We start from the raw sequence: 24,979 nt of genomic DNA on the forward strand, positions 1-24,979 counted from the left end.
GTATAGCCAGAGAAAGCTAGGCAAGCCTTTCCTAGCCCTCATTTACGGTCTGTTCCCATTTCCCGTGCCCCTCATTCCAAATCTGTATCATTTGCTCTGAAAACAGACGAATCCTTTCTGCATCCTCCATGAGCTTTTTGTACTTTCCTGCTTTTTGATTGAAAAGAAATCGCTCCACCACCAGGCGTTGACCCGTGGTTTTAGAATTTACCCATAAGCGCTGTGCATTGGTGGCTCCCAGAAATGCAACCACTATAGTAGCGGCAGCGCTGACTACCGGTAGTAGCCAGAGAGGAAATTGATCTTTCAGAATCAATTCCAAGGATGCGATCACCGAGGTGGCTCCTACCAAAACAATGCTAGTGTATTTATAGATATGAAACCAGCGCTTGGCTTTGTCGGCCTTTCGGTCGAAATGCTCAATGAGGTTCTCCAGTTGTCGGTTTGCGATAACAATCCTTTGTTCGTTGGAAAGGGAGGGGTTCAGCATTTTTGTGAGATACTCGACAGGTTCCATGATTTGTCCGGCGATGGTTCTAGTATCAATTTAATCCGATTTGCTGTTGAATAAAAGTCTACAAACCTCATTCAGGGGCTTGACGAAGGTTCGACAAGCTCACCAGTACGGTTTGATGAGCTGGCTGGCGATATTGGCACAGGTGGCCAAAAATGGGATTAGATGCCTGCAACCCTAAAACAATTGAGCACACTTTTCAAGCAAGCACCCAATTCTTCCTTCACCTCAAAATCCCAAAACCTCAATATCGTCCAACCTCGGTAGCGGTAGTAGGCGTTGACTTCCTGATCCCGCTGAATATTGCGCTCTATCTTGGCAATCCAAAATTCCCGATTTGCCTTGATGGCATTTTTGCGGCTTTCCCAGTCGTGTCCATGCCAAAAGGAACCATCCACAAAGACGACAAGCTTATACTTTTTCAGACTGATGTCGGGCTTGCCAAAGAGGGACTTCTTTGAAGTCTTGTACCTAATTCCCGCTTGCCACAGGGCCTTTTTCAAAAGTTTTTCCGGTCGCGTCCCCTTGGATCGGATGCGGGACATGGTCCGCGAGCGTTGGGCCGTGGTATAGAAGCCATTTGCCTCGCTAAACTGCGGGACGGCAACCTTTGGACGGATATAAGGCTTGGGCTTCATGGCTATAAGATAGGATTTTTTGCCGGAGCATGGTTTCGTCTAACCTACACTTGTGCCGTTCCCCTCCGGCTTCGTCGCAAGCTATCCGCATTTCGTCTATAGGTAAACTGCATCTAGCGCAGATTGTCTTTTCTAAAATTGGGGGGTGTTAATTTTGGGTACATAAAGGGAAAAAAGTTGTTCAATCACCAGAAATAACCCCCCGATTCTAAGCACATGAAACCAGCAAGCCGTCCTCCTTCCCATCCACATACCGAGATTAATGTTCGGGAAGAACTCATCGACACCTATGAGCTTTTCGCTGGCATTTTTAAAGAATCGGGGGTACTCTTTTCCTACATCCCAAAGCTTGATACCACGTTGCCCCTGATCTACGGCAAGCGTCCTTTGGTCCAAAGGCTTTTTTCCGAGTTTATTTCAGCCTGTCTGTACTCAAAGGCCAGCCTCGTTGGACGCCAGTCAGTACAGATCTCCCATACCAAGTCTAGGACACACTGGATATTTACGCTGCAGATCCACAGTTCTACAGTTGACATCCTTCCGGTTCACAGCCTTTCCTTTTATAAAGGATCCGTTCAGTCCGTCTTTGGCAACGCTTCTTATCAGTCTACCTATGTGCCTAATCCCAGCAACCATGCAGCCTACGTTCAGCTATCTTGACCAGCTATCCGGAGGAAACCCGGAGTTTAAGAAGAGGATCATCAAAATCATCCTGAACGAGCTTCCGAAGGATTTTGATCTGTATCATTATGCGACAGAGCTCAAGAACTATCATTGGGCGGCAGAGATCGTACACCGCATCAATCAAAAAATCGCTTTTCTGCAAATGGCTGAATCCCTGAAACTTGCAGACAAGCACGAAAACCTGCTGAGGGAAGGCAAAACCACTTATCTGAATGAGTTCAATGAAATTGTTAATAAAATCCTTAAATTCCTCGAAAATAGCCAAGAGTAGTACATGGATTGTATTGTTTTGGACGATGAAAGCGTCTCGAGGGAGATTGTGAGATTTTTGTGTGAAAAGGAGTCCGACATCAAACTGTTGGAGAGTTTTTCTTCCCCAATTGAAGCCTTTAAGTTTTTAAACCAGAGAAGTGTAGACCTCATCTTCTTGGATATCCACATGCCTGGATTTTCGGGCTTTGAGTTTATCCAAACTCTGAAATCCCCTCCCCTGATAATCATCACCAGCTCCGATATCGAGCAGGCAGCGGAGGTTTTTGATTACGAAAGCATCATTGATTTTCTGAGAAAACCCATACAGCCTGAAAAGTTTAAAAAGGCGGTAAGCAAGGCTCGGAAGATCATGGAAGTCGACAGGAAGCCTAAAGACAAAAGAGCCCCAGAGTCGGATACCTCCCCACAGCACCTTTACATCAACATCGACAAAAAGCTGATCAAGCTAGAAGCGCGGAAGATATCTTATATAGAAGCCAAGGGTGACTACATCAGCATTAAAGGCGAAGGAATTGACCACAAGGTACACACTACCCTTTCCAACATTTTCCAGAAGCTCCCGAAAGATGTGTTTTTCCAGGTGCATCGGTCCTTTCTCATCAACCTTAACCAGATCATTGATATCCAGGACAACACGATACTCATAGACAAGTCGGTGATCCCCATTAGCAGGGCCAAGCGCCAAGCACTGATGGAAAAGCTGAATCTAATCTAGGATATCTCCCGCTACTCTCCTTGGATAAGTTGGGAAACGATCTCAATTTCCCTGAGGATCTTGGCTATCAGATCCGGCATCAAGGGTTCTTCCCACTTTTCAGCAAGCTCCAGTTCTTTGGCCAAGGTGGCCAAGACATCAAATCCCGAGCTCACGGAAGTTCCATATAGCTTATGGCCAGCTTCGTTGGACTCGTTCAAGTTTTTCATCTTCAGCTGCCTTTCCAGATCCTCGTAGGAGCCTTTTAGTTCATCCTTGACGATAATGAGGATTTTCTTCAGAAAATCCACGTTTCCGTCCGCATAGGCAGCCAGCTTTTCTGGATCAAAGTGCTTGGATTTCTCCTTGGGAAAGACCCCTTCTTCCAAAGAAACACTACTAGTCGTGAGCCATCTGTCCAAAACAAGGCTCAGGGTTTGTTCTACCACGGGCTTCACCACAAAATCATCCATCCCAGCCTCCAGGCATTTTTCCTTTTCCCCTTTGACATTGCCGGCAGTCAGCGCTACGATCGGCACCTCCGCACAGCCGGGGATCAGACGAATATGTTTGGTAGCTTCGTAGCCATTCATGACCGGCATTTGAATATCCATCAAAATCAAGTCTGGCGCTTCACTCTGGCAAAAGTCCACCGCTTGTCGGCCATTTTCGACTTTGGACAAGACTACGTTGGGCAGGCACTTATTCAGGATAGTCTCCGCCAAAAGCATGTTGATGGGATTGTCTTCGGCGATGAGAATCTTGGCCAGTCTCGTGTTGGGTGTGGGAATCTCCACTGTAGTTTCGACCGCCTCCTGCTTCTCGGAGAGGTGCGACAAGGCATGGTAAAGCTCCTGTATCTTCAGTGGCTTGATCAGGCGAAACTTGATGCCAAACTCCCGACAGGCTTGTATGATCCGTTGATCATCCGAGGAGCTGTGCAGCAACAGAATGGGCATGTCCTCAAGATGCCCATCGAAGGTTTCCCGGATCTTGCGGATGGTCTCTATCCCATCCATGAAAGGCATGTGGTAATCCATCAAGACTACGTCAAATCGTTTTCCATTCGCCAAAAGCTGAAGGGCCTCGAATCCGTTGGTGGCCTCGGTCGTTTTGATGTTTTTGAGACGAAGCATCTGGCTGACTATCGTTCGGTTATTTTCGTTGTCGTCCACCACTAATACACGCTGTATAGTCTCCAGTCCAACCCACTCGATGGGCTCCCCTTTTTCCGAAGGGAAAGTCACGTCAAAGTAAAATGTACTTCCCTTACCCAGTTTGGAACGGAGCTGTAGCCCGCTGTCCATCAATCCGAGAAGTTTGTTTGAGATGGTCAAACCCAATCCTGTGCCTCCATACTTCTTGGTGGTGGAACTGTCCTCCTGGGAAAAGGCCTCGAATATCTTCGCCTGCTTGTCGGGATGGATCCCGATACCGGTGTCCCGAACCTCAAAACGAATCGTTGTCCGGCTTTCCTCACCCTCCAGTGGGCTTATCTTCAATTCTATTTCCCCCTTTTCGGTAAACTTGGAAGCATTCCCAAGTAAGTTGACCAACACCTGCTTGAGTCTCACAGAGTCAGCGTAGATAAATCTGGGCAGCTCCGTCGCCACGTTGAGGAGCAGTTCGAGCCCCTTTTTCTGGATCTGGTAAGTGATGATATCCGTCGCCTGGGAGGCAAGTTCGTAGAGGTCGGTCTTTTCGAGGTCAAGCTCCAGCTTCCCTGCCTCGATTTTTGAAAAGTCCAGGATGTCGTTGATGATGCTGAGGAGAGCATTTGCTGACTGGTTGACGATGGTCAGGTATTGGTTTTGCGTATCGGTAAGCTTGGTCTTGAGCACCAAGTCGGTAAATCCTATTACCCCGTTCAGTGGAGTTCTTATCTCATGGCTCATGTTGGCCAAAAACTCGGACTTGGCGCGGCTCGCTTCCTCCGCTTGGTTTTTTGCAATCTGTAGCTCTTCCCTGCGTTTGACCATGCCAGTGACATTTTGGGAGAGGACCATCATGCCGCCGATTTCCCCATCGTAGAGAAACCAAGGGCGCATCTCCCACGAGAGATACTGGGGATCCTCGACTCCCGCAATCATGACTTTCTCTTCTTGCTTGCCGATCACTTCGCCTCTCATTACTTGCTCATGCCAGACGTAGGATTCATCGGTAATGATGTCGGCAAACAACTTGTAGTGTGAATGGCCTATCACCTCCGACTCCGCGAGCTTGAATTCTTGAGTCCAGCGGTTGCTGACCGCCAAGTAGACCAGATCCCGGTCGAGCATAGCTACCGCCGCGGGGGTATGCTTTACAAAAGCGGTCAGCCTGCTTCTCTCGTTATTCAATTCGATTTCAGTTTCCCGCTTGTCCGTGATATCTATCGCTATGCCCAAATAGCCGATGGTAGACTGGTCCAGATCCCTAATTGGGGTCACAACCAGCTCAACCAATCGTCTCTGTCCGTCCTTGCAGACATAGGTCCAATTTTTCTTTTCTGAACCGTATTTCTCAGCCCGAGCAAAGAATACGTCATTTCCGGTGACCGGATAGCCAAACTCCTCCGAAACCTTTTGGGAATGGATGGCTATCTCCTCAGGGAGATGGATGATCGTTGGACTCTGCTTCCCGACCATTTCCGCTGCCGAGTAACCGAGCATCTTTTCCGCTCCTTTGTTGAATACTGTGATCACTCCCCACTCGTCCATAGCGATGATGGAAACTTCCGAAGATGCATTAAAGACATCAACGAGCAGCTTTTTGGCACGGGCGGCCTCGAGTTCGGCTTCCTTTGCCAGGTCTATGTCCTGAAAAGTGCCGACGAGGCGGACAGTTTTTCCATTCTCCCTGACGGGATTTCCGATTGCCCTCACCCAGAGGGTATTGCCTTTAGCGGTAACAATCTGTAGGTCCAGATTCCACGGTGTCCCCTCCTCAATCGCCTCTTTCACCGCCTGGCTGATTTTTTCCCTGCTTTCCCCTTCTTTGTAAAAATTGATGCCCTCGTCAAGATTGGGCACAAAATCCTCGGGAACCTCATGGATCAGCTTGGTGACGGGGGTCCAGGACACCCTGTAGGTCTTGAGGTCCACTTCCCAGCCACCTACCCTCGCTACCTTTCCGGTTTCTTCCAGAAGCGCTTTGGTAAGCCTCAGGTCCTTTTCGAGGCGGGCCCTGATCGTGATGTCGATGGCATTGCCGATGATGTAGGGTTCGCTTCCGTCTGCGGGAGTTTTAAGAATATTGTTAAATAGCCAGGTGCGGATCGTGCCATCCCTGTGACGGACCAACATATTGCCCTCGGCCTTCCCTTGGGATTGGATTTGATCGAGATAATAGCGGATGCCGACGTGATGTTCTTGGGGTACCAGGTCAAAGAGGGTCATTTCCAGAATCTCTTCCTTGGAATATCCCACCATGGCCGCACCCGAAGCATTCACCGTCAAAAACCGCCCATTCAGATCGTGTGTGCACATGAGCCCCTGAGAGTTTTCGAAAAACTCCCTCATTCTTTGCTTGCTTTCTTTCAGCTTGTCTTCCAATATCCTCTCCTCAGTCACATCCCTGCCAATCGCATAGATCCTGTTCGAATCGAGATCGGAAGTTGGTTTCCACTGGATGACGCGGTGGCCCCCACTTGCCGTGAGGAATCGGTGGACCACTTGCTGCCCCTTCTCTCCCTGTAGGAGTTGCCCAAACACCTTTTTGGTGAGTTCCAGATCATCAGGAAAAATAAAAGCCTCAAAGTTTTTGCCTCCAATCTGTTCCCAGCTCCACCCCAAAACGGTGGAGAACGAAGGGTTGATCTTTTCAAATCTGCCATCAAAATCTACGATGCAGACCAAGTCATTGGAGTGGTTGAAGATCTTCTCAAAGCTTCGGATTTCTTTTATCGCCGATTTCTGGCAGAAGGAATCGTAGAGGTTTTCTCCCAACAGTTCCAAGGCCTTTTTCTGGGTCTCGTTTAGCGCCGAGCCTTTTTCACCGAAAAGCGCAAGTCCTCCCCATGCAGTTCCATCCCTATCCCTCAACCACAGGCAGCCAGCAAAGGAGAAGCCTTCTGGCAGCAGTATTGAATCACTAACCGCGGCAAAATTGGCCACTGAGCTGTCCAGAGAGGCGAGAAACGGGATAAAATCCTCAGGTCGTCCGATCCCCAGACTGGATTGCATGGAGGGTTGGTTTTCACCGTAAAAAAACATCAGCACCGCGGGACATCCACTGATGGCTCTTGCCAGTTGGCAGGCCCGATCAAGTTCTTGCGTGGATAAAAGGTCCAAGGATTGTTCTTGGGAAAACATAGAATCCCCGGAAAATTGACCAGAACAAAAATTCATTTTAAGGCAGAAGGAACAAAAAGAAACATAGTTGAAGACTAATATATAAAACAGGATTGGATTCAACCGACTCGCCGAAGTTCAAGGCAAACGCAAAAAAATCCATTGGTGGTAAAAAGCAGATTATTGCGACCAAACAGCAGAAGATCCGGTTTTAAAAAATACTGGCGATGAAAAAAAAATTTCGGCTTAGTTAGCGACTCTACTCGTTAAAACCCTCTACTTAAGCCTCCAATAAATTGCAAATGCCGGCTGTTTATGGTAATTTATTGAGATATTTTTGACGATTCCCATATCCAGTACCCCTAAGAATCCAATATTTTTTCCCTTGTCACTTATGAATTGGATTTTGGGGTTGAGAGTTAGCGTGATTTTGCTTTTGAAAACAAACAGGGAAGCCGAAAACTGTATAGAGTAGGCATAAGCACTAATTTCCACTTTCATGAAAAAGGCAAAGCAATTTGGTCTGTTGATGATGCTGGTTTGCACTTGGCTCACCACCCCCCTCCTCGCCCAAAATTTGGACAAAGAGATGATCGCGCTCACAAAGCGTTACGAGAAGGCCTACAACAAAAAGGATGTAAAAACGCTGGTGTCCATGTACACCTCCGATGCGGTCAGGTCTTACAGCGACGGTCGCATGAACGAGGGTTCTGCAGAAATTCAAGAAGCAATGACCCAGGAATTCTCCGCCAATACCGTCGAGCTCAGTTTACAGCACGGATCTGCGGAAATGAATGCTGATGGCACAGCCACGGCAAAAGGAACCTACAGCATCAACGGAACTGCGGGGACCGGAGAGGCGATCGTAGGCTCGGGAAGCTACACCAACACCTTGAAGAAAGTGGGCAGCGAGTGGCTACTGGCAAAGTCCGTGATCGTGGCAAACTAGTGAGGCAACAGAAAAACACCAGCCCGTCAAAAAGCATCTCAACTGCCAGTTTGAGATGCTTTTTCATTTGAAGCTCAAGGAATGTCTCTTTCATTAATTCGATTGCACAGGACGCCAATTGTGCTTGGCTATCCTGTTTTCACGACCTGACCCCAAGCCAAAACCTCCTGATTACGAAAAGAATGGGATAGTTTACTCTTCTATTCTGCCCAAACTTTTTGACCCTCCCCTTTTATTGTCCTTTTCTCAAAAAAAAGAACGAATTCGATCGGATATCGGGACAAGATGCGGCAAAGTTCTTAGCACGCATGCCAGACGCCGGTCCGCTGCTGCCGCTTCCCTCCTCGCCCATCACAACCAGCGTTGCGTTCATCGGTTTGCTTCGACGTGTTTAGAGTAGGCGTGCTCAGACTGCTTTTGAAGGTAATCTGAAAGTAAACCGAACAAGATCCCGGCAAATCCGATCAACTAGTATAAGGCAACGGGGATCGGCATTGGCGCCGGAGCCTCAGAACCCAACGCTCCCAATGAAACTCTACATCAAATATATGGTCAGCCTGCGCTGCAAAATGCTGGTAAAGCAAGAGTTGCAAAAACTCGGGATCACCGACATGGGGATAGAGCTTGGCGTTGCCGAGGTGGCGGAGATCAGTCAGGACCAGCGTTCGAAGCTGAAAGCAAACCTCAAAAAGTCGGGTCTGATCCTACTGGAAGACAAAAAAAGCATCATCATCGAAAAGATCAAAAACCTCATCATCGAGATGATCCACTATTCGGAGGAGCTGCCTGCCGTAAACTACTCGGACTACATCGCCGAAAAACTCGGATATGACTACACCTACCTGGCCAATATCTTTTCGGAAGTGAAAGGCATTACGATCCAGCAGTTTATCATCAACCACAAGATCGAGCGCGCCAAGGAACTGCTGATCTATGATGAGCTTAGCCTCACAGAGATTTCCTATCGGCTACACTACAGCAGCGTCGCCCATCTGTCCAACCAGTTTAAGAAGATCACCGGCCTCACCCCCACTTTTTACAAGCAGCTGAAAAACAAGCGCAAGCAAAATCTCGAGGACATTTAGAAGGCACCAGACAAAATTAATCACGAAGCCTAGACCGTCCCCTTTTCTTGCAGTTGTAATTGTCCCATTTTTTTTGAGAACACGATCCCCTTTTCAAGGTTGCTTTCCTATTCTGATGGTAAAGGAAGCCTCTGCGACCAATGTCCTCTTGTTGACACTTTGGTTGACATTTTGGCAAATGTGGGATATATGTAAGATCCGTTTTTCTCGATGTAACGCTTATCGGGACTAGGTAGACTAGCTTTGGAAGAGTGGATAGTTCCGCCTAACTGACTGAATGAAAGCCACTCCCAAACAACATGTCCAAAGAAAAAGAAGGCAACCAGAAACAAGGCAAAAAAGCGCCGGCTAAAAGTCTGAAAGAAAAAAGGGCTTCCAAAGCCGCCAAAAGGAAGGAAAAAGACGGGCAGGAATAGCCTTCTCCCCCAAGTAATCCGTCCCGCAATTCACCCAAGCCAAAATTACCCATGGAACATACTGAATTTGAAAAAGGCCAAGTGTTGAGCCTTGTGGATGCCGTGGAATATATTCCAGGATCCATAGTCACCAAGTCCATCTTGAGAAAGGACACCGGCTATATCACCATATCGTCGTTTGATACCGGCGAAACTTGGCAGACCAAGTCCTCCCCCTTTGACAATCTGATCCAGATCATCGACGGGCGGGCGGAAGTCTTTATCGACGAAAAATCCAACCAGCTCGAAGCGGGCCAGGCGATCATTATCCCTGCCCATGCGGCCAACAGCCTGATGGCGAATACCCGCTTCAAGATGCTCTCCACTCTCATCAAGAGTGGCTATGAGGACATTCACCTTTAAAACGCATTGCACGAAAGAATGAAAAACGAGTACATCAATAAATACAAGGTGGGGGAAAAGGTGGCTACGAAAGCCGATCCCAGTGTGGAGCTGACGGTGCGGAAGTATTATGCCGGCATCTACTACTGTGTGTTCGTGGCTTTGCCGCACAAAAAGGAGTTGGCGCTGTTCGAAAGGGAGCTGCTCTAAAGGAATCGCCTACATCCGATGCAATAAAAAAAACACAAACAAAAAATGACAAATCTTGAAAACCTACCGAAGCGAGTAAATGCGCTGCAAAAATTACCGAACATTGCCTACTTGATACTGGTCCACCGATTTCCGGAGCAGTTTAAGCGCCTGTTCAGGGCAATTTACCAGCCGGAAAACCACTACCTAATCCATGTGGACAAGAAAGCGGATCCAAAGACCAACTTGATCGTGGAATCCTTTCTGATGGACTATCCCAACACCTATGTGATGGATCGGGAAAATGTGGGCTGGGGAGGTTTCAGCATGGTACAGTCCGAACTCAACGGGATGCTATACCTGCTGACGCATAATCTTAAATGGGATTTCTTCATCAACCTGAGCGGACAGGACTTCCCGCTACATTCCCAACGATCGATCCGTGGTTTCTTAGGTAAGCACCCCCGAACAAACTTCATAAAAGCCGACAACCAAGCGCAGGAGAGACCGGAAACCATGAACCGGATCGACAACCACTTCACAGAGACCCACAATGGCTTCGAGGGCTTTATCTACCGGAGACCCTACATGCAGGGCATCACCTCCTACATCGGAGGACAATGGATGATCGTGACACGAGCCTGCTGTGAGTTTCTCTGCTTCAGCCCGGAAGTAAAGAAATTTGAGGACTTCTACCTCAACACCCTGCTCGCCGACGAGTCGTTCTTCCAGACTGTGTTGATGAACACTTCCTTTGAAGAGGCTATTGTCAGTGACGACAAAAGAGCCATTATATGGGTGTCGGATGGCGAAATTAAACTCCGTCCCAAGACCTTCACCATCGATGACTTGGAGTTTTTGGCAAGCTCTGACGACCTATTTGCGAGGAAATTTGATGAAGGCCTGGACGATAGTATCCTAAGGGCCCTGGAAGGCTTCCTAGAGTCTGACTTCAGCTCGATTTCCTCTGCCGCAGCAGCTCAACCGCTGCCCACTCGCACGTTCAAAATCAGTAAAACCGGGGGTCTGACGACCAGAACGCTCCTAGCAACCCCCTTTGACGATGGATAAACCAATCATAACCCGAAGTTGGAGGGAGCAAAAGGCAATGCTCAAGCAGAGATTCTCGACGCTGCTCGACACAGATTTTGAGTTCGGTGAAGGGCAGCGGGAAAAAATGCTGGATCGCCTCTCGAAGAAGTTGAAGAAAACCAGGCTTGAACTAAAGCTCCTATTTGACGAGCTCCAAACCTATTGATGCCAGACACAGCTCAGCCCTTACAGGCGAGGTGGCGGCATTCAATCCTAAAGAACAAACAAATGAAAACGCTAAAATTCCAGAGGCAAGAGAATGCCGAGTTTATGAAAGCCCTCCGGGGACGAGTGAATGACTATTTCAAAACGAACAACAAAACCATCTATGGCAACACAAGCATGGTAGTAAAGACAGTAGTTATGCTCTCCCTTTTCTTTGCTCCACTCGTAATCATCGGCACTGGCTGGGTTTCTAGTCCATTGCCACTATTCGCCCTCTACATCGCCGCTGGCCTGGGAATGGCCGGAGTCGGGATGGGCGTGATGCACGACGCGATTCACGGCTCCTATTCTAAGAACAAGACAGTCAACAAGCTCGTGGGATATACGATGAACCTCATCGGTGCCAATGCGAATGTCTGGAAGATCCAGCACAACGTACTCCATCACACATATACCAACATCGACCAAGCGGACGACGACATGAATGCGCCGTTTTTCCTGCGCTTTTCCCCACACGCCAAGCGCTATTGGATCCATCGCTTCCAGTACCTCTACGTGTGGATTTTCTATGGCTTGTCCACGCTATCGTGGATCACTGCCAAAGATTTCATCAGGGCAGCCCGCTACCGAAAGATGGGTTTCTTCAAAGACCGAAGGGAATTTCGCAGGACACTCTACAAAATCATCTCCTGGAAAATACTCTATTATTCCTACGCATTGGCCTTGCCATTGATCATGGTTCCCCTGCCCGCATGGATCATCGTCCTGGCTTTTCTAAGTATGCACTTCGTCACCGGCATCTGCATCAGCATGGTGTTTCAGACCGCCCACATTGTGTCTGAGACCTCCTTTCCGCTGCCTGAGCCAAACGGGAAAGTCAGCGAGGATTGGGCTGTTCACCAGCTGGCCACGACCAGCAATTATGCACCCAAAAGCAATTGGCTCTCCTGGATGATCGGCGGGCTCAACTTCCAAGTCGAGCATCACCTATTCCCCAATATCTGCCACGTCCATTATCGCAGCCTTTCGAAGATTGTCTCCCAGACTGCCAAGGAATACAACTTGCCTTATTACGTCAAAAAGTCTTTTGGAGGAGCGCTCCTCAGCCATATCAAGATGCTTCAGCGGCTGGGTGCCCCAAAACAGATCGGGGCTTAGTTGCCAGGCCTTTCTTGATTTGACATGCGACCTTCCAATGCAAACTTGGAATCCGTGACTCCCCCTACCTCCTATTGCATATCACCGACTCTAAAAATTCCCCACATGCAATTATTGGCTGGCGCAGGATGCTAATTGCGCTTGGCAGTCCTATATTCAGGACTTGACCACTAGTAAAAACCCATGATAACGAAAAGACTGGCGCTCTTTCTTCTCCTGTTCTGCCTAAACTTTTTGACGCTCCAAGCCCAAAGCACCAAAGCTTGGACACGCTGGTGGTGGATGGGCTCGGCAGTGAGCAAAGCCGGTATAAAAGCCCAGTTGACGGCCTTTCAGCAGGCAGGGATAGGCGGCGTAGAGATCACGCCCATCTATGGAGTAAAGGGACAGGAGGAAAATTTCCTACCATTTCTTTCCCCTCAGTATTTAGAAATGCTGGAATACACTACGCATCTGGCCGACAGTCTCGGAATGGGGGTAGATATGGTGCTGGGGACAGGTTGGCCCTACGGAGGCCCCCAGGTGGAGCCTGAGCATGCAGCAAAGCGGCTAGAACATCAATCCTTTGAGGTGAAAGCCGGAGAAACCTTTGACCAGGTGTTGAATGCACAAAACCCAAACTCCAAACTGGAGGCTGTAGTTGCATACGGACAGGGGGACTTTTACCTCAACCTCGGTGACAAAGTACAAGGAGACCGCTTGCTTTGGACAGCAGATCGGGATGTAAAAGTCTACGCGGTGTATGAAGCCAAGACTGGGCAGAAAGTCAAGCGGGCAGCGCCCGGCGGAGAAGGCTACACCTTGGACCATTATTCCCGCGCAGCCTTTACAGACTATGTGGTACTCTATGACGAAAAGCTGAAAGCCTCCATCCGTGCAATCTTCAACGATAGCTTCGAAGTGTACGGGGCGGATTTTACGCTAGGCTTTTTTGACGTTTTTGAAAAACTAAGGGGTTATGATCTCAAGCCTTACCTGAATCTGTTGATCGAAAAAGTGGATTCTGAACTGGCCAACCGAGTACGCAGCGACTACCGGGAAACCTTGGGCGACTTGCTCAAAGTTGAATTTGATCGACCTTGGACCGCTTGGGCCCATTCCAAAGGCTTTCTGACCAAGCTCCAAGCCCACGGATCTCCCGGCAACCTCCTTGACCTCTACGCCTCAGCGGATATTCCCGAATGCGAGACCTTTGGCTCCATGCCTTTTGACATCCCAGGTTTGAGACGGGAAGAAAGCGATATCCGGCCGGGCGATGCAGATCCCATGATGCTCAAGTTTTCTTCTTCTGCCGCCCACATGACAGGCAAGCCCCTGGTTTCCTCGGAAACCTTTACATGGCTTCGCGATCATTTCAAAACCGCGCTTTCCCAGACCAAGCCGGAGCTGGAAGAACTTTTTCTCAGCGGAATCAACCATATTTTCCTCCATGGCGCCACCTACACCGATCCCCAAGCGGAGTGGCCGGGGTGGAAGTTTTATGCCTCGGTCAACTTCAGTCCGCAGCTGTCTATCTGGCGAGATGCTTCAGCCCTGTTCAACTACATTGAAAACTGTCAACGCATCCTGCAAAGCGGGCAACCGGACAATGAGATCGCACTCTATTGGCCGGTCTATGACAATTGGGCAAAATACTACGAAGGCAATACGTTTTTCCAATTCAAGATCCACTCCCTGAACGAATGGCTGCTGGAGACGCCGTTTTACCGAGCTGGCCAGAAACTGATGAAGGAAGGCTACTCTCTAGACTTTTTCTCAGATGAATTTCTGCAAGGTGCCCGCGTGGAAAATGGACAAATTATCTTCCCCGGCGGAAGTTATCAAGCTGTCATCGTGCCTGAGGTGGCTCATATGCCCATTGAGACCCTTCGCAAGCTGTTGGAGCTGAAAGATTCCGGTGGGCAGGTGATCTTTCTGGGAAAGCCCAAATCGGTGCCCGGCCACTTTGATTTGGAGCAAAGACTGACTCAACTGAAGAAGATGAACAACGCGGTGGAAGTCTCCGAAGATCTGTTGGAAACCCTAAAAGCCGAACGAATCATGGCGGAAATGCTGGTGGATAGTGGATTGAAATTTATTCGCAGAAAAACCGAAGAAGGACACAGCTATTTTTTGGTCAATCATTTGGCTCAATATGTCGATGCATTTGTTCCGGTTAATGTGAAAAGCGATAGCTATGCGCTTTTTGACCCGGATACAGAAAGGACGGGGCTTGCCCAAACCCGAACTGTCGACGGCAAAACGCTAGTCAGAATACAGCTCAAAGCCGGAAAGTCACTGTTCATCCAGACGGGGAAAAGTGGGTCAACAGAAAAATGGGTGTATTGGAAAGCGTCAGGAACCGCCAAGACGATTTCAGGGCCATACCAGCTGAGCTTTCTGGAAGGGGGACCTAGTATTCCTGCTCCCCAAAAACTGACGGAGCTAAAATCCTGGACGGAGCTGAATGCTGAAGCCGAAGCTTTCAGCGGCACCGCTGTCTACGAGTTAAGCTTTGACAAACCCGCGGGAAAATCGGACGCCTGGCTGCTGCAGCTTCCCGATGTGAGGGAAAGCGCCCGGATATATCTCAACGATGAATACCTCGGCACGCTCTGGGCCAATCCTTTCGAGATCGTCTTGCCTGAGCTCAAAGACCAGGACAATCGCCTTCGAATCGAAGTCACCAACCTCTCTGCCAACCGGATTCGAGCTTTGGAACTCTCGGGAAAGGAATGGAAGATCTTCCACGAGATCAACATGGTCAACAAGGACTATCAGCCCTTTGACGCTAAAGTCTGGAACCCGATGCCTTCTGGACTGATTGGTGAGCTTAGAATTCAGGGAATGAATGAAGATGGAGTTCGATAAGAGGGAACGAAACATCTTATATCTGAGAAACAATTATCATCAATAACAGTTGCCCCGGACAAATTTAAGCCAGAGGCAATTCTCTTGGGCGGGGTTGTTCTACCGGGAAGAATTCCATTGGTGCATACTTTAAGTCAATGGCTCCATGCAAGGATTTCGGAGCGAGAGCACTATTCGAAAAATCCGCAAAACAGAATCATGAAGGATGGGTGACTGTCACCGGGTCATCAATCCCGTCCATAAAGGATGGCAGCTAACTAAACAATTTCAATAGCCCGCTGCCCTAGTCAGCATTCTCTCATTGGCCAAAACTCCATCAATAACCTCATAGAGCTTCCAGTTATCCTGATCCAGTTCAACTAGCCTCCAGCTTCGTTTGGGATTGACCAGATCCTTTTTCACTTCCTTTGGGAAGGCATTGGCAGACCTAGCGTTTTCCCAAGTTCGGATTACTCGAAAAATCGCGTCTTTCTCGGGGCAGCTTTCCACATCTTCCTGGTTCAAGATCAAGCTATAGGTCGACCCTATTCCCACCGAGACGGCTTGGATGTGTTCGTATTCTTCTACTTTTGAGTTTGCCGTGATTCGGAAATTCCCTCCCATACCTACCGGGAAAAAATTGGCATAGGTCACATCCCTGAGGTCTTTGCCCTGGCTGGTGCTGCTTCCCCATTCTCTGGTCTCTGCATCATAGAGGTTTTTGCCGCCGCCTACATTCCAGATGCTCTGGTAGTGCCAAGACCCTTCGGAAAGCGTCGCACCGGTGAATCGGATGTGCGGGACACCACGCTTCTCCGCGGCATCAAACATGGTCCGGAAGAAACGCTTGGTAGAGTAATAGCCGTGGCCGTTGTTGAACAAAAACTCCTGCCCGTCAAAATCATAGTAGGACAGGCCATTGACTGCGCAGACATCCGCGTAGTGTTTGGCGATCTCATCCTGCAACTGCAAGTTGGGCACCACACCCTCATATCCCCAGCCCACGGTCACCTGGAGCTTGTAGATCGTGTCATTTTGACTATGGGCTGATTTTTGGGTATCCCAGTAGCCACGGGTGACGTTTAGAAGTCGATGGGGAGCAGACTCCGACACGCCCAGATAGTGGATCAGCTCCTTTCCTATCTTCACGATGTTCAATTCTTTGGTATGCCCTTCCCAACTCCCGATTTCATCCAAGTAGGTCGGATCGTCGACGTAGATCAGCGTGTCAGTTGCGTTGATCTCTTTGGCCAAGAGGCGTTTCTGTTGATACCATATACTGTCACTGGGAATTGGACTTGTATCCTTTGTGCCAGGAGCCATGGAATTGGTAATGGTGGTCCGGCCGATCGTAATTCCCAGCTTTGCGGCCCTATCGGAAAACTCCCGATGGGAAAGCGCTCCTGAGCTAAGTTTAATCGTCTTTTTCGCAAAGTCCTTTCCATCTATGTATCCTTCGTTTCCGCGATCAGGTCTGAGGAAACCCTGATCATAGAGGCTGACCGTTTTGAATCCCAGTCTATTGGTATAGGAAAGGATGCTGTCATAGCGGCCTCCGTGGGTCAAGGCATCGGGCTTATAGGCTGCGGGATCTTTCACCCACTTTCCGCTGACTTTGGGATAGGGCAATCCTTCATCCAGGACAATGGTTTGGATTACATCCATCAGGGCAAGATCATCCGGACTTCCCCAAAAAGCTACGGAAGAGCCTATAAAGTCCACCCCAGGGACCCGCTGCACTTGCAGATGGTTGGGGATATTGGCTTTCATATTGGGGATGAGGGAAAACAATACTTCCCGCTCACGGTCCCGATCCCGGGAATGGTAGGCAATGGAAATTCGACCCTTGTGGTCCACCGCGGCGGCGTTGCCATACATGATTCGGTAATACGGCTCCTTGTGCGCATAAAACGCAACATCGCTTATTCCGTCACCTCCAAGGGTGAAAATCTGCCCCTCGTGAAGGTGTTCGGGCAGCGGAAACCGAGTCGAATCTGGAGAGTGGATGATGTATTGAAACGGTGCAGCATCCCCTATGGTAGTGGACAGCCCACCGAGGGTGTTTTCGTCAAGGGCCATTAAGCCGATGGCGTAATTTACCGCCTCGCTGGTATCCCGGGCCACCCCGATGATTTCCCCCAAAAGATTGGTGATATTGGTGTGGATGCTACCCCATTCGATGTCATCGACGCCGTTGCGGGGGCTGAGGGACTCCAGGGTCAGCTTCAGATATTTATCCTTGGGCTCGACTCTGACCGTAGCCACGGAACCATTGTCATAGCTTAGTTCCAGCTTGCTATAAGAAGAATTGTATACCGCCTTTATCGGTTCGAAATATTGCTGTCTTTCCTCATCATACAGCCTCATCAAAGGCGAAGGTTTGTCTGCGGGGCTAAACTCCCGACGGGAACCGGTGGCGATATCCTGCATGCTAATGACATATCCCCGCTCGTCAATCTTCACCTTGAAATATTCTGTACTGAAGACCACTTCGCTGTTGATTTTACTACCCAGCAACACTAAGCAGGATAACAGGGTAGCCAAAAGGATAGCTTGATTTTTTCTTTCGATTTTTTTCATTAATCCGATATGTATCTGAAAGTTATGATTTTCCGAAACAGCCTTAGAAATGAACTATGGCTGGCTGACGATTCTGTTTTCAACCCGATCATCGGCTACGCTCCATATGACAATCGGAAATTTTGACACAGCCGCTTTCGGGCATCGGTAAGCGTGATTATGGCAAGGAGCCCAGTCCCCAAACCAGCTATTTCTCTACCCATCGAATTCAAGACAGAGCGATATTTCAATGCATTCAACATGACATCTATGGTCCAGGTGCATGATATCATTCCCGCGTTTTCCTTCGGAGACAAAACTATTCTGAATTAGTACAAAACCATTTTGGGACCGGTTGTAACTTTAGTCGGCGTCAAACATAACCATAAATTCCGTCTAGGATGAATGCGTTTTTCAAAACACATGCCATGGACAGCGCTATTCTGCTGCAAGGGAGGCACGACTATTATCTGTCGTTGCAATTTGTATCCTTGGTGCTGACCTGACGAGTCTGAAAAGTACAATTCCTTTCAACAAAAAAAGCCCTTCCACCAAGTGGCGGAAGAGCCGCATTCATCGATGACTTTTGGAATTGCCTTACCCCCGGGAGAATAACCTCATTGTTGACTCGAACAAGCTTTCAGTCAATAAATAAAACGTTTCCGAGTAACAACTCCTGACCACCCAACTTGCTGCCGGATTCGTTGCAGGCTGATCGTAGCTTTCTTTGAAGTTTCAGGGCTAGACCTCAAGTAAAAAAGCTGGGCAGAGAAATCAATCAGTCATTTTCCTCTGCTCACTAGCCATAGCTAGTGCAAACATCTCCAAATCCTCCTCCGAGCAGATGGGCATGTAGTCGATAATGAATTTTGGGGTGTCCTCAGCATTGCTCTTCACCTCCGAGGTATTTCTCCTTTGATTTTGTTTAGCAAGAAGTCTTTTCTTCTCACAGTTGGTTTTCAGCCTATTTCTGAGATTCGGAAGTTTCCCGGCTTCACCGGTTTCTTTAATCTTTAGAATTGGGCCGCCAATCCAAGTTTCCAGCTTCAAATCCCTTTTCAGAGGGGATAGGCTGATTCCCGGCATAGGATTTACATTCTTAACAATGGTTGCTGTTCTCATCTTACAAAAAGTTTAGTATTAGACAAAATTAGGAAGCAAGGCACCCTGAAAAATACCCTGTACTGGGTATTTTAAACTAAAAACAAATAAAAAAGGTTTTTTCCGGCACCATGCTTCTACTCCATTACAGTGGCCTAAGCTAGTTGATTTACTTGTATTTGCAAAAACAAAATGATGTAATTGAATAAGGTAAGAAAAAGAAAACCTGCCCGATATGGGCAGGTCGATGGCACGAAATGCAATAACGTATGCATGTTTCGGACTCAAAGAACCCGAAGTTTTACTCCCCCATTGATGACAAAACCATCGACGGGGGCATAGATATCCCGAAACTGGGGATCACTGATCGAGCCTGTGAAAATGGTGTCAAAGCCAGTCTGCCGGGTGTCCAGAAAGTTCTCGAAATTCAAAAATACCGATAGTCGCTCGCCAAAGCTTTTTTCAGTCATCAATCCCATAATCCAGTAGGATTTGCCCGTCTTGCCATCATTGAGGAGTTGGGGGCTATAGTAGTAGGCTTCCAGGCCGACCCTGAAGTTCTCGTGCTTTTCGTACATCAGCACATTGTTCAGTCGATGCTTTGCCACGAGGGCATAGGATTGAAGCTCTCCATCGTATTGCTGGCTGACATCTGCCATGGTATATCCAAAAAACAGCTTTAGATCCCGATAAGCCCATTTCATGTTAAGTTCCAATCCCCTAGTGTTCAAAATCCCCTCTGGCTGCTGGAATTCGTAGTAGGATCCCTCAGCCACCAAAACCAGAGGATCTTGGATTTGGGTCATAAACAGCAGCGTATTGAGGTTCACGGTGACTTCCTCTCCTAGTGCAAGCCTATAGTTGACGTCAAAGTTGGCTCCAGCGGATCGCTCTGCGTGCACTTGGATGGGATCGATAGGCAGGATATTCTGGAATTGTAGTCGCTCAGCTTCTTCTGAAAAGACCGTGGGCGGCTTATAACCCAAGCCGCCGCCAAGGCGAAAAGTCAGTAGTTCAGTAGGCTCAAACATGGCCGATATCCTAGGCAGCGCAAACAAACCGTATTCCTCTTGGTAATCCAGCCGAAATCCCGACTCCAACGTCCATTGCTCAGAGGCATTCCAAATATTCTGAATAAATCCCCCAAAAGTGTTCAGGTCGTAGTCCAGAGGAGCATTTTCGTTTCCCTCGGCCTGGATGAATGTGTCCGTCCACAGATTCAGTCCTCCTATCCACTCGGTCTTTTTACTCCCTTTGGAAAAATTAAGCTCCGAAAAGGAAGACCACTGCTTGCCTGAAAACAAATAGTCGGGCACTTCCATACTTCTATCATACAAACTGACGCTGTTTTTCAAGGTCAACACAGCCCCTGAGGCAAGCCGATTGGAGTAATTGAGTTGGCTGGAAATCCTGCGGGTCTCATTATTCTCATAGTAGGGATCTGCCACGGGCTCGCCTTTGATATAATCCACGTTTCCTCCAAGTCGATCCTCGCGCATCAGATTGAGCCCGACCATCAATTCAGAGGACTTGCCGATCTCCCAGTAAATTTTCGGATTCAAAGTAAGCCGGTCAAATTTCGGGATGGCAGTGAGTCCTAGGTCCGCCGGGTCGTAGGCTGTTCCCATATTGTAGGAAGCAAATACCGTCGTGCCGATTTTTCCAAAATCCTCCGAGTAAAATGCGCTTGCATCCAAGCCCAAAGCAGAGGTTCCGTTGAGGAGAAATCCCAACTCGGCTTCCTTAGCGGGTGTTTTGGAAATCAGGTTGACCAGACCGGCTATTGCCCCTCCACCGTAGAGCGTTGAGGAGGAGCCTTTGATCACCTCCACCTGACTCAAGTCCAAGGGAGCGATCTGCATGAGACTCAGACCACCCGAATACCCAGAGTACAAAGGCAAGCCATCCCGGATAAGCTGGGTGTATTTGCCGTCCAAGCCTTGAATGCGTATGCTGGAGTTATAGCTTGTCGCAGAAGTTTGTTGGGTTTGGATTCCGGTGCTTTCATTGAGGAGCATGCGGATATCGCCAGGTTTCATGTTGCCTTTTTCGGCCAGTTCCTCCCCGGCTATGATTTCGACACGGGTGGGCACATCCTCGATTAGGCGGGAGCTCCGCACTGAGCGAACGACAAGCTCCTCCAGTTCGTCTTCGTGGTGATGGAGATAGAGTATCTCCACCTCCCCGGATTCCAGGGGGAAAGTCCGATCAAAGCGCAGGGTTTCGTAACCCAAAAAACGCAATTCTAGGGTGTAGGCACCATTGGGAATATTTTCCAGCGTCAACTGACCATCAGCTCCAGACACCGCGCCTTTATCCAATTCCTCCAACAGCAAGCTTGCACCGGGCACGGGATCGCCAGTCTCATGGTCTATCACTTGTGCGCGATAGGTGTTTTGGCACAAAGCAGAAATCGCCCAAAACATGGCCATAGAGGCCAATACATACTTCATCATGATTTGTTAATAGGGTGTAAAAAAGATAGAGATCCCTACTTGGGATCTAGCGGCGGCCCGTCTATATCGCCGGTGGCTTTAGCAGCAGCTCAAAAAAGCCCTTTGCTGAAGCCAAATAAAAAGTTTGGTATTCCTTGGAAATCAGTTCCAAAGAAAAGTCAAATAGGAACCCTATTCCTTCTTTCTGAACAAAACCTATGCAGCTGCCGCAGGAAAAAAACGGAGAACAGGGAAGTTCGTGCCCTAAATCCTCTGCACTCCCATCGGAAGATTCTGAAGCCAACTCACTTTCCGTACAGCTTTCCTCCCCACTACAGCATGGCGTCACCGTCATGAGCAACACGAATAAACCGAGTATCAAGGAGAAAACTTTCATGCCCAAAGATAGCGATTGCAGCGAAACTAGAAGAAGACCGAATTGCCCACTCCAATCGGAGAAAAAAGCCTTTAAAGTCATTTTTGCAACATTTCGCAGTCTCACTTACTTATTCTACGTACAGGCTATAGCTGAAAAAAACCTCTTTTTAAATATTTTTACGTAGAAAAATAAATATTTTCTTGGATACACATTTTTTTTATACGTATATTTACTTACTTTTAACTCAAAATACGTAGAAATGAAACGGATTATAGTGGTTGGAAACGGGATGGTAGGCTACAAGTTTTGCGAAAAACTCATTGCCCACCCCCATCGCAGTCAATTTGACATCCTGGTATTTGGAGAAGAGATCAGGCCCGCCTACGACCGGGTTCATCTGAGCGAATACTTTACGCTGGAGTCTCCGGACGAGCTCCTCATGGCGTCGAGAAACTGGTACCAGGACAACGGCATTACTCTACGTACCTCGGAGCTCGTCTCCTGGATCGACACCGAAAACAAAAAGGTAGCCACCCACAAAAACGAAAGTTTCGACTATGATTACCTAGTCTTAGCTACGGGTTCCTCCCCTTTTATACCCTCCATCAAAGGATCGGAGAAAGAAGGAATATTCATCTACCGTACGATAGAAGACTTGGAAGCGATACAGAGCTATGCTGAAAAGCTAAAGGCCCAAGGCAAATTCCATTCCGCCGTATTGGGCGGAGGGCTGTTGGGTCTGGAGGCGGCCAATACGAGTAAGGAACTCGGCATGAGTACCCACGTGATCGAGTTTGCTCCGCGGCTAATGCCCCGGCAGCTGGACCAACCTGCCTCCGACTTGCTACAATCCAAGATCGAAAGCCTTGGGATGAAAGTCCACTTGGGCAAAAACTCCAAAGAAATTATCGGCGAAGGCAAGGTCGAGCGGATTGAATTCACCGACGGCACCAGCCTGCACACAGATATGATCATTATTTCCGCGGGAATCAGACCGCGTGACGAGGTGGCCAAAAACTCCGGAATTGCAGTCGGTGAGCGAGGTGGAATCATTGTAAACAACAAGATGGAAACCTCCGTCCCAGGTATCTACGCCATCGGAGAAGTCGCCCTATACAACCAAAACATCTACGGCTTGGTAGCGCCCGGCTACGAGATGGCCGGAGTCGCCCTCGATCAGATCATGAGCGGAGAGAAACTGATGAGCCCTACTATCGACATGTCCACACAGCTCAAACTCGTGGGCACTGAGGTGGCCTCTTTTGGAGACCCCTTCATCGAAGGTGACGCAGCCGTGGCCATACGCTTCGAAAACAAGCAGCGCGGTGTGTACAAGCGGATAAACGTCAGCCAAGACGGAACAAGGCTCTTAGGAGGCATCCTGGTTGGGGACTCTTCAGATTACAATACCCTGTTCCAGCTCTATATCAACGGGATGAAACTTCCGGAAAATGCCGAAGATCTCATCCTGGGCGCACGCGGAGGCGAATCCAAAAACGCGCTCGGTTCTGTTTTGGACCTACCGGACAGTGCCCAGATTTGCTCCTGCGAGTCGGTCAGCAAGGGTGCCATTTGCAATGCGATCACGAGTGGCTGCTGTCAGGATCTCAAGGGTGTGATCAAGGAAACGAAAGCCTCGACCTGTTGCGGGGGCTGCAAGCCCATGGTCGCAGATCTGGTCAAAGAAACCCTGAAATCACTGGGCAAAGAAGTCAAAGAAACCATCTGCGAACACTTCGAATACACGCGGCAGGAGCTTTTCGATCTGGTAAAGCTGCACAAGGTGATCGGCTACGACGAGGCCTTGGACAGATTTGGCAGGGGACATGGCTGCGAAATCTGCAAGCCGGTGATGGCCTCCATCTTCGCCAGCATCTTCATGGAGACTGCGAACAAGCAGGCCGCCATCCAGGACTCCAACGACCGCTTCCTAGCCAACATCCAGCGAAACGGAACTTACTCCGTGGTACCGCGTGTCCCAGGAGGTGAAATCACTCCCGAAAAACTTGTGGTACTCGGCCAAGTCGCCAAGAAATACGACCTCTACACCAAAATCACCGGCGGACAGCGCATCGATCTCTTTGGCGCTCAGCTCAACGAACTACCCCTGATTTGGAAAGAGCTGATCGACGCGGGCTTTGAGAGCGGCCACGCCTACGGCAAATCCCTGAGAACGGTCAAAAGCTGCGTGGGCTCCACTTGGTGCCGCTTTGGTATGCACGACAGCGTGAGCTTCGCGATTCGAATCGAGCAGCGCTACAAGGGCCTCCGCTCACCGCACAAGCTGAAGGGCGGTGTCTCCGGATGTATCCGCGAGTGCGCCGAGGCCCGAGGCAAGGACTTTGGGGTGATCGCCGTCGAAGGAGGCTGGAACCTCTACGTCTGCGGAAATGGCGGAGCCAGTCCGAAACACGCCATTCTGCTCGCCTCCCAGCTCGACGATGAGACCTGCATCAAATACCTCGACCGTTTCCTCATTTATTACATCCGCACGGCAGGCCCATTGGTCAGGACAGCTACCTGGTTGGACAAGCTGGAAGGCGGCATAGACTACCTGCGGAAAGTAGTCGTGGACGACTGCCTCGGCATGGCGGAGGAGTTTGAGCGGGAAATGGACGGATTGGTGGAGAAATACGCCTGCGAATGGAAAGAAGCGATAGAAGACCCAGAAACGCTCAAACGGTTCAAACCTTTTGTCAACACCGACGAGTCTGATGACCAGCTGGTCTTTGTCCCACTTCGTGAACAAAAAATGCCCAAACCCTGGTAGTATCATTTTAAGAAATCATGGAAGAAATCGTAAATCTCTACCAAACCGTCCAGCATGCCGACGTGATCTCCTGGATCTGGGTCGGAGCTGTAAATGACTTTCCCGAAAACGCCGGTGCCTGCATCAAGCACAAGTCCCGACAAATAGCAGTCTACCATTTCACCCGCACGCAGAAGTGGTACGCCTGCCAAAATCTTTGTCCCCACAAGATGGAAATGGTACTTGCACGTGGTCTGAGCGGCGATGCCGGGGGCATTCCCAAGCTCGCCTGCCCCATGCACAAGAAGACATTTTCGCTAGAGGATGGCTCCAATCTTAACGGGGAAGATTACAGCATCGCCACCTACCCGGTCAAAGTTGAGGACGGAAATGTCTATATTGGTTTTGCCGATTAAAC

21 protein-coding genes are annotated in these 24,979 nt (G+C 49.0%); 13 read left to right on the top strand and 8 right to left on the bottom strand.

Annotation, left to right across the window (positions count from 1 at the left end):
- Positions 1-31 precede the first annotated feature (31 nt).
- On the bottom strand, positions 32-517 hold the full coding sequence (locus J0A67_RS10205; RefSeq protein WP_206569207.1) for a DUF4231 domain-containing protein: 486 nt from the start codon (positions 515-517) through the stop codon (positions 32-34).
- A gap of 158 nt (positions 518-675) precedes the next feature.
- Entirely contained in the window at positions 676-1,152 is a 477-nt protein-coding gene (locus J0A67_RS10210; RefSeq protein ID WP_206569208.1) for a very short patch repair endonuclease, read from the bottom strand.
- A 216-nt stretch (positions 1,153-1,368) separates the two neighbouring features.
- On the opposite strand from J0A67_RS10210, the gene J0A67_RS10215 reads away from it, so the two are divergent.
- From J0A67_RS10215 to J0A67_RS10225, 3 genes are read left to right on the top strand one after another with little or no spacing between them, the layout of a single operon-like run.
- Complete coding sequence (locus J0A67_RS10215; protein ID WP_206569209.1) at positions 1,369-1,812, top strand: hypothetical protein; 444 nt, start codon at positions 1,369-1,371, stop codon at positions 1,810-1,812.
- The gene (locus J0A67_RS10220) at positions 1,787-2,107 is read left to right on the top strand and encodes a hypothetical protein (protein ID WP_206569210.1); all 321 of its coding nucleotides are present in this window, start codon (positions 1,787-1,789) and stop codon (positions 2,105-2,107) included. The genes J0A67_RS10215 and J0A67_RS10220 overlap by 26 nt, the downstream gene beginning before the upstream one ends.
- A gap of 3 nt (positions 2,108-2,110) precedes the next feature.
- Entirely contained in the window at positions 2,111-2,824 is a 714-nt protein-coding gene (locus tag J0A67_RS10225) for a LytR/AlgR family response regulator transcription factor (protein WP_206569211.1), read from the top strand.
- 11 nt (positions 2,825-2,835) lie between these two features.
- Here the strand turns inward: J0A67_RS10225 and J0A67_RS10230 are convergent, their stop codons facing one another.
- The gene (locus tag J0A67_RS10230; protein WP_206569212.1) at positions 2,836-6,966 is read right to left on the bottom strand and encodes a PAS domain-containing hybrid sensor histidine kinase/response regulator; all 4,131 of its coding nucleotides are present in this window, start codon (positions 6,964-6,966) and stop codon (positions 2,836-2,838) included.
- A gap of 607 nt (positions 6,967-7,573) precedes the next feature.
- Here J0A67_RS10230 and J0A67_RS10235 point away from each other — a divergent pair.
- Positions 7,574-8,023: a YybH family protein gene (locus tag J0A67_RS10235; RefSeq protein ID WP_206569213.1), complete on the top strand. Its 450-nt coding sequence runs from the start codon at positions 7,574-7,576 to the stop codon at positions 8,021-8,023.
- 232 nt (positions 8,024-8,255) lie between these two features.
- On the opposite strand, the gene J0A67_RS10240 is transcribed toward J0A67_RS10235, so the two are convergent.
- Positions 8,256-8,396 carry a hypothetical protein gene (locus J0A67_RS10240; protein WP_206569214.1) on the bottom strand — a complete coding sequence of 47 codons (141 nt, stop codon included), beginning with the start codon at positions 8,394-8,396 and terminating at the stop codon, positions 8,256-8,258.
- A gap of 154 nt (positions 8,397-8,550) precedes the next feature.
- Here J0A67_RS10240 and J0A67_RS10245 point away from each other — a divergent pair, with 154 nt between their 5' ends.
- The 7 genes from J0A67_RS10245 (at position 8,551) to J0A67_RS10275 (ending at position 15,359) form a co-directional block, all read left to right on the top strand.
- Entirely contained in the window at positions 8,551-9,108 is a 558-nt protein-coding gene (locus tag J0A67_RS10245; protein ID WP_206569215.1) for a helix-turn-helix domain-containing protein, read from the top strand.
- A 467-nt stretch (positions 9,109-9,575) separates the two neighbouring features.
- Positions 9,576-9,926, top strand: coding sequence for a cupin domain-containing protein (locus tag J0A67_RS10250; protein ID WP_206569216.1), 351 nt, complete (start codon positions 9,576-9,578; stop codon positions 9,924-9,926).
- Between the two features lie 18 nt (positions 9,927-9,944).
- Positions 9,945-10,115, top strand: a complete 171-nt coding sequence (locus tag J0A67_RS10255; protein WP_206569711.1) for a hypothetical protein — start codon at positions 9,945-9,947, stop codon at positions 10,113-10,115.
- 45 nt (positions 10,116-10,160) lie between these two features.
- Positions 10,161-11,165: a beta-1,6-N-acetylglucosaminyltransferase gene (locus J0A67_RS10260; RefSeq protein ID WP_206569217.1), complete on the top strand. Its 1,005-nt coding sequence runs from the start codon at positions 10,161-10,163 to the stop codon at positions 11,163-11,165.
- On the top strand, positions 11,158-11,352 hold the full coding sequence (locus tag J0A67_RS10265) for a hypothetical protein (protein ID WP_206569218.1): 195 nt from the start codon (positions 11,158-11,160) through the stop codon (positions 11,350-11,352). The genes J0A67_RS10260 and J0A67_RS10265 overlap by 8 nt, the downstream gene beginning before the upstream one ends.
- A 62-nt stretch (positions 11,353-11,414) precedes the next feature.
- Positions 11,415-12,509, top strand: coding sequence for a fatty acid desaturase family protein (locus J0A67_RS10270; RefSeq protein WP_241265135.1), 1,095 nt, complete (start codon positions 11,415-11,417; stop codon positions 12,507-12,509).
- Positions 12,510-12,692: 183 nt separating this feature from the next.
- Positions 12,693-15,359: a glycosyl hydrolase gene (locus tag J0A67_RS10275; protein WP_206569219.1), complete on the top strand. Its 2,667-nt coding sequence runs from the start codon at positions 12,693-12,695 to the stop codon at positions 15,357-15,359.
- 267 nt (positions 15,360-15,626) lie between these two features.
- Here J0A67_RS10275 and J0A67_RS10280 read toward each other — a convergent pair whose 3' ends face one another.
- The 4 genes from J0A67_RS10280 to J0A67_RS10295 form a co-directional block, all read right to left on the bottom strand.
- Positions 15,627-17,918, bottom strand: a complete 2,292-nt coding sequence (locus J0A67_RS10280) for a hypothetical protein (RefSeq protein ID WP_206569220.1) — start codon at positions 17,916-17,918, stop codon at positions 15,627-15,629.
- Between the two features lie 753 nt (positions 17,919-18,671).
- Positions 18,672-19,019 (bottom strand): hypothetical protein, encoded by a 348-nt coding sequence (locus tag J0A67_RS10285; RefSeq protein WP_206569221.1) that lies wholly within the window; start codon positions 19,017-19,019, stop codon positions 18,672-18,674.
- A gap of 263 nt (positions 19,020-19,282) precedes the next feature.
- Entirely contained in the window at positions 19,283-21,454 is a 2,172-nt protein-coding gene (locus J0A67_RS10290) for a TonB-dependent receptor (protein WP_206569222.1), read from the bottom strand.
- Positions 21,455-21,515: 61 nt separating this feature from the next.
- Positions 21,516-21,830 carry a hypothetical protein gene (locus tag J0A67_RS10295; RefSeq protein WP_206569223.1) on the bottom strand — a complete coding sequence of 105 codons (315 nt, stop codon included), beginning with the start codon at positions 21,828-21,830 and terminating at the stop codon, positions 21,516-21,518.
- Positions 21,831-22,071: 241 nt separating this feature from the next.
- Here J0A67_RS10295 and nirB point away from each other — a divergent pair, with 241 nt between their 5' ends.
- Positions 22,072-24,582: a nitrite reductase large subunit NirB gene (nirB, locus tag J0A67_RS10300; protein WP_206569224.1), complete on the top strand. Its 2,511-nt coding sequence runs from the start codon at positions 22,072-22,074 to the stop codon at positions 24,580-24,582.
- Positions 24,583-24,599: 17 nt separating this feature from the next.
- Positions 24,600-24,977, top strand: coding sequence for a nitrite reductase small subunit NirD (nirD, locus tag J0A67_RS10305; RefSeq protein ID WP_206569225.1), 378 nt, complete (start codon positions 24,600-24,602; stop codon positions 24,975-24,977).
- Positions 24,978-24,979: the final 2 nt, after the last annotated feature.

Origin of the sequence: Algoriphagus aestuariicola, from assembly GCF_017254835.1 — a bacterium.
GTDB classification, from domain to species: domain Bacteria; phylum Bacteroidota; class Bacteroidia; order Cytophagales; family Cyclobacteriaceae; genus Algoriphagus; species Algoriphagus aestuariicola.

Coding starts and splice junctions, on each gene's coding strand:
- J0A67_RS10205 (WP_206569207.1), bottom strand. CDS start 517: ATGGAACCTGTCGAGTATCTCACAAAAATGCTGAACCCCTCCCTTTCC.
- J0A67_RS10210 (WP_206569208.1), bottom strand. CDS start 1,152: ATGAAGCCCAAGCCTTATATCCGTCCAAAGGTTGCCGTCCCGCAGTTT.
- J0A67_RS10215 (WP_206569209.1), top strand. CDS start 1,369: ATGAAACCAGCAAGCCGTCCTCCTTCCCATCCACATACCGAGATTAAT.
- J0A67_RS10220 (WP_206569210.1), top strand. CDS start 1,787: ATGCAGCCTACGTTCAGCTATCTTGACCAGCTATCCGGAGGAAACCCG.
- J0A67_RS10225 (WP_206569211.1), top strand. CDS start 2,111: ATGGATTGTATTGTTTTGGACGATGAAAGCGTCTCGAGGGAGATTGTG.
- J0A67_RS10230 (WP_206569212.1), bottom strand. CDS start 6,966: ATGCAATCCAGTCTGGGGATCGGACGACCTGAGGATTTTATCCCGTTT.
- J0A67_RS10235 (WP_206569213.1), top strand. CDS start 7,574: ATGAAAAAGGCAAAGCAATTTGGTCTGTTGATGATGCTGGTTTGCACT.
- J0A67_RS10240 (WP_206569214.1), bottom strand. CDS start 8,396: ATGAACGCAACGCTGGTTGTGATGGGCGAGGAGGGAAGCGGCAGCAGC.
- J0A67_RS10245 (WP_206569215.1), top strand. CDS start 8,551: ATGAAACTCTACATCAAATATATGGTCAGCCTGCGCTGCAAAATGCTG.
- J0A67_RS10250 (WP_206569216.1), top strand. CDS start 9,576: ATGGAACATACTGAATTTGAAAAAGGCCAAGTGTTGAGCCTTGTGGAT.
- J0A67_RS10255 (WP_206569711.1), top strand. CDS start 9,945: ATGAAAAACGAGTACATCAATAAATACAAGGTGGGGGAAAAGGTGGCT.
- J0A67_RS10260 (WP_206569217.1), top strand. CDS start 10,161: ATGACAAATCTTGAAAACCTACCGAAGCGAGTAAATGCGCTGCAAAAA.
- J0A67_RS10265 (WP_206569218.1), top strand. CDS start 11,158: ATGGATAAACCAATCATAACCCGAAGTTGGAGGGAGCAAAAGGCAATG.
- J0A67_RS10270 (WP_241265135.1), top strand. CDS start 11,415: ATGAAAACGCTAAAATTCCAGAGGCAAGAGAATGCCGAGTTTATGAAA.
- J0A67_RS10275 (WP_206569219.1), top strand. CDS start 12,693: ATGATAACGAAAAGACTGGCGCTCTTTCTTCTCCTGTTCTGCCTAAAC.
- J0A67_RS10280 (WP_206569220.1), bottom strand. CDS start 17,918: ATGAAAAAAATCGAAAGAAAAAATCAAGCTATCCTTTTGGCTACCCTG.
- J0A67_RS10285 (WP_206569221.1), bottom strand. CDS start 19,019: ATGAGAACAGCAACCATTGTTAAGAATGTAAATCCTATGCCGGGAATC.
- J0A67_RS10290 (WP_206569222.1), bottom strand. CDS start 21,454: ATGATGAAGTATGTATTGGCCTCTATGGCCATGTTTTGGGCGATTTCT.
- J0A67_RS10295 (WP_206569223.1), bottom strand. CDS start 21,830: ATGAAAGTTTTCTCCTTGATACTCGGTTTATTCGTGTTGCTCATGACG.
- nirB (WP_206569224.1), top strand. CDS start 22,072: ATGAAACGGATTATAGTGGTTGGAAACGGGATGGTAGGCTACAAGTTT.
- nirD (WP_206569225.1), top strand. CDS start 24,600: ATGGAAGAAATCGTAAATCTCTACCAAACCGTCCAGCATGCCGACGTG.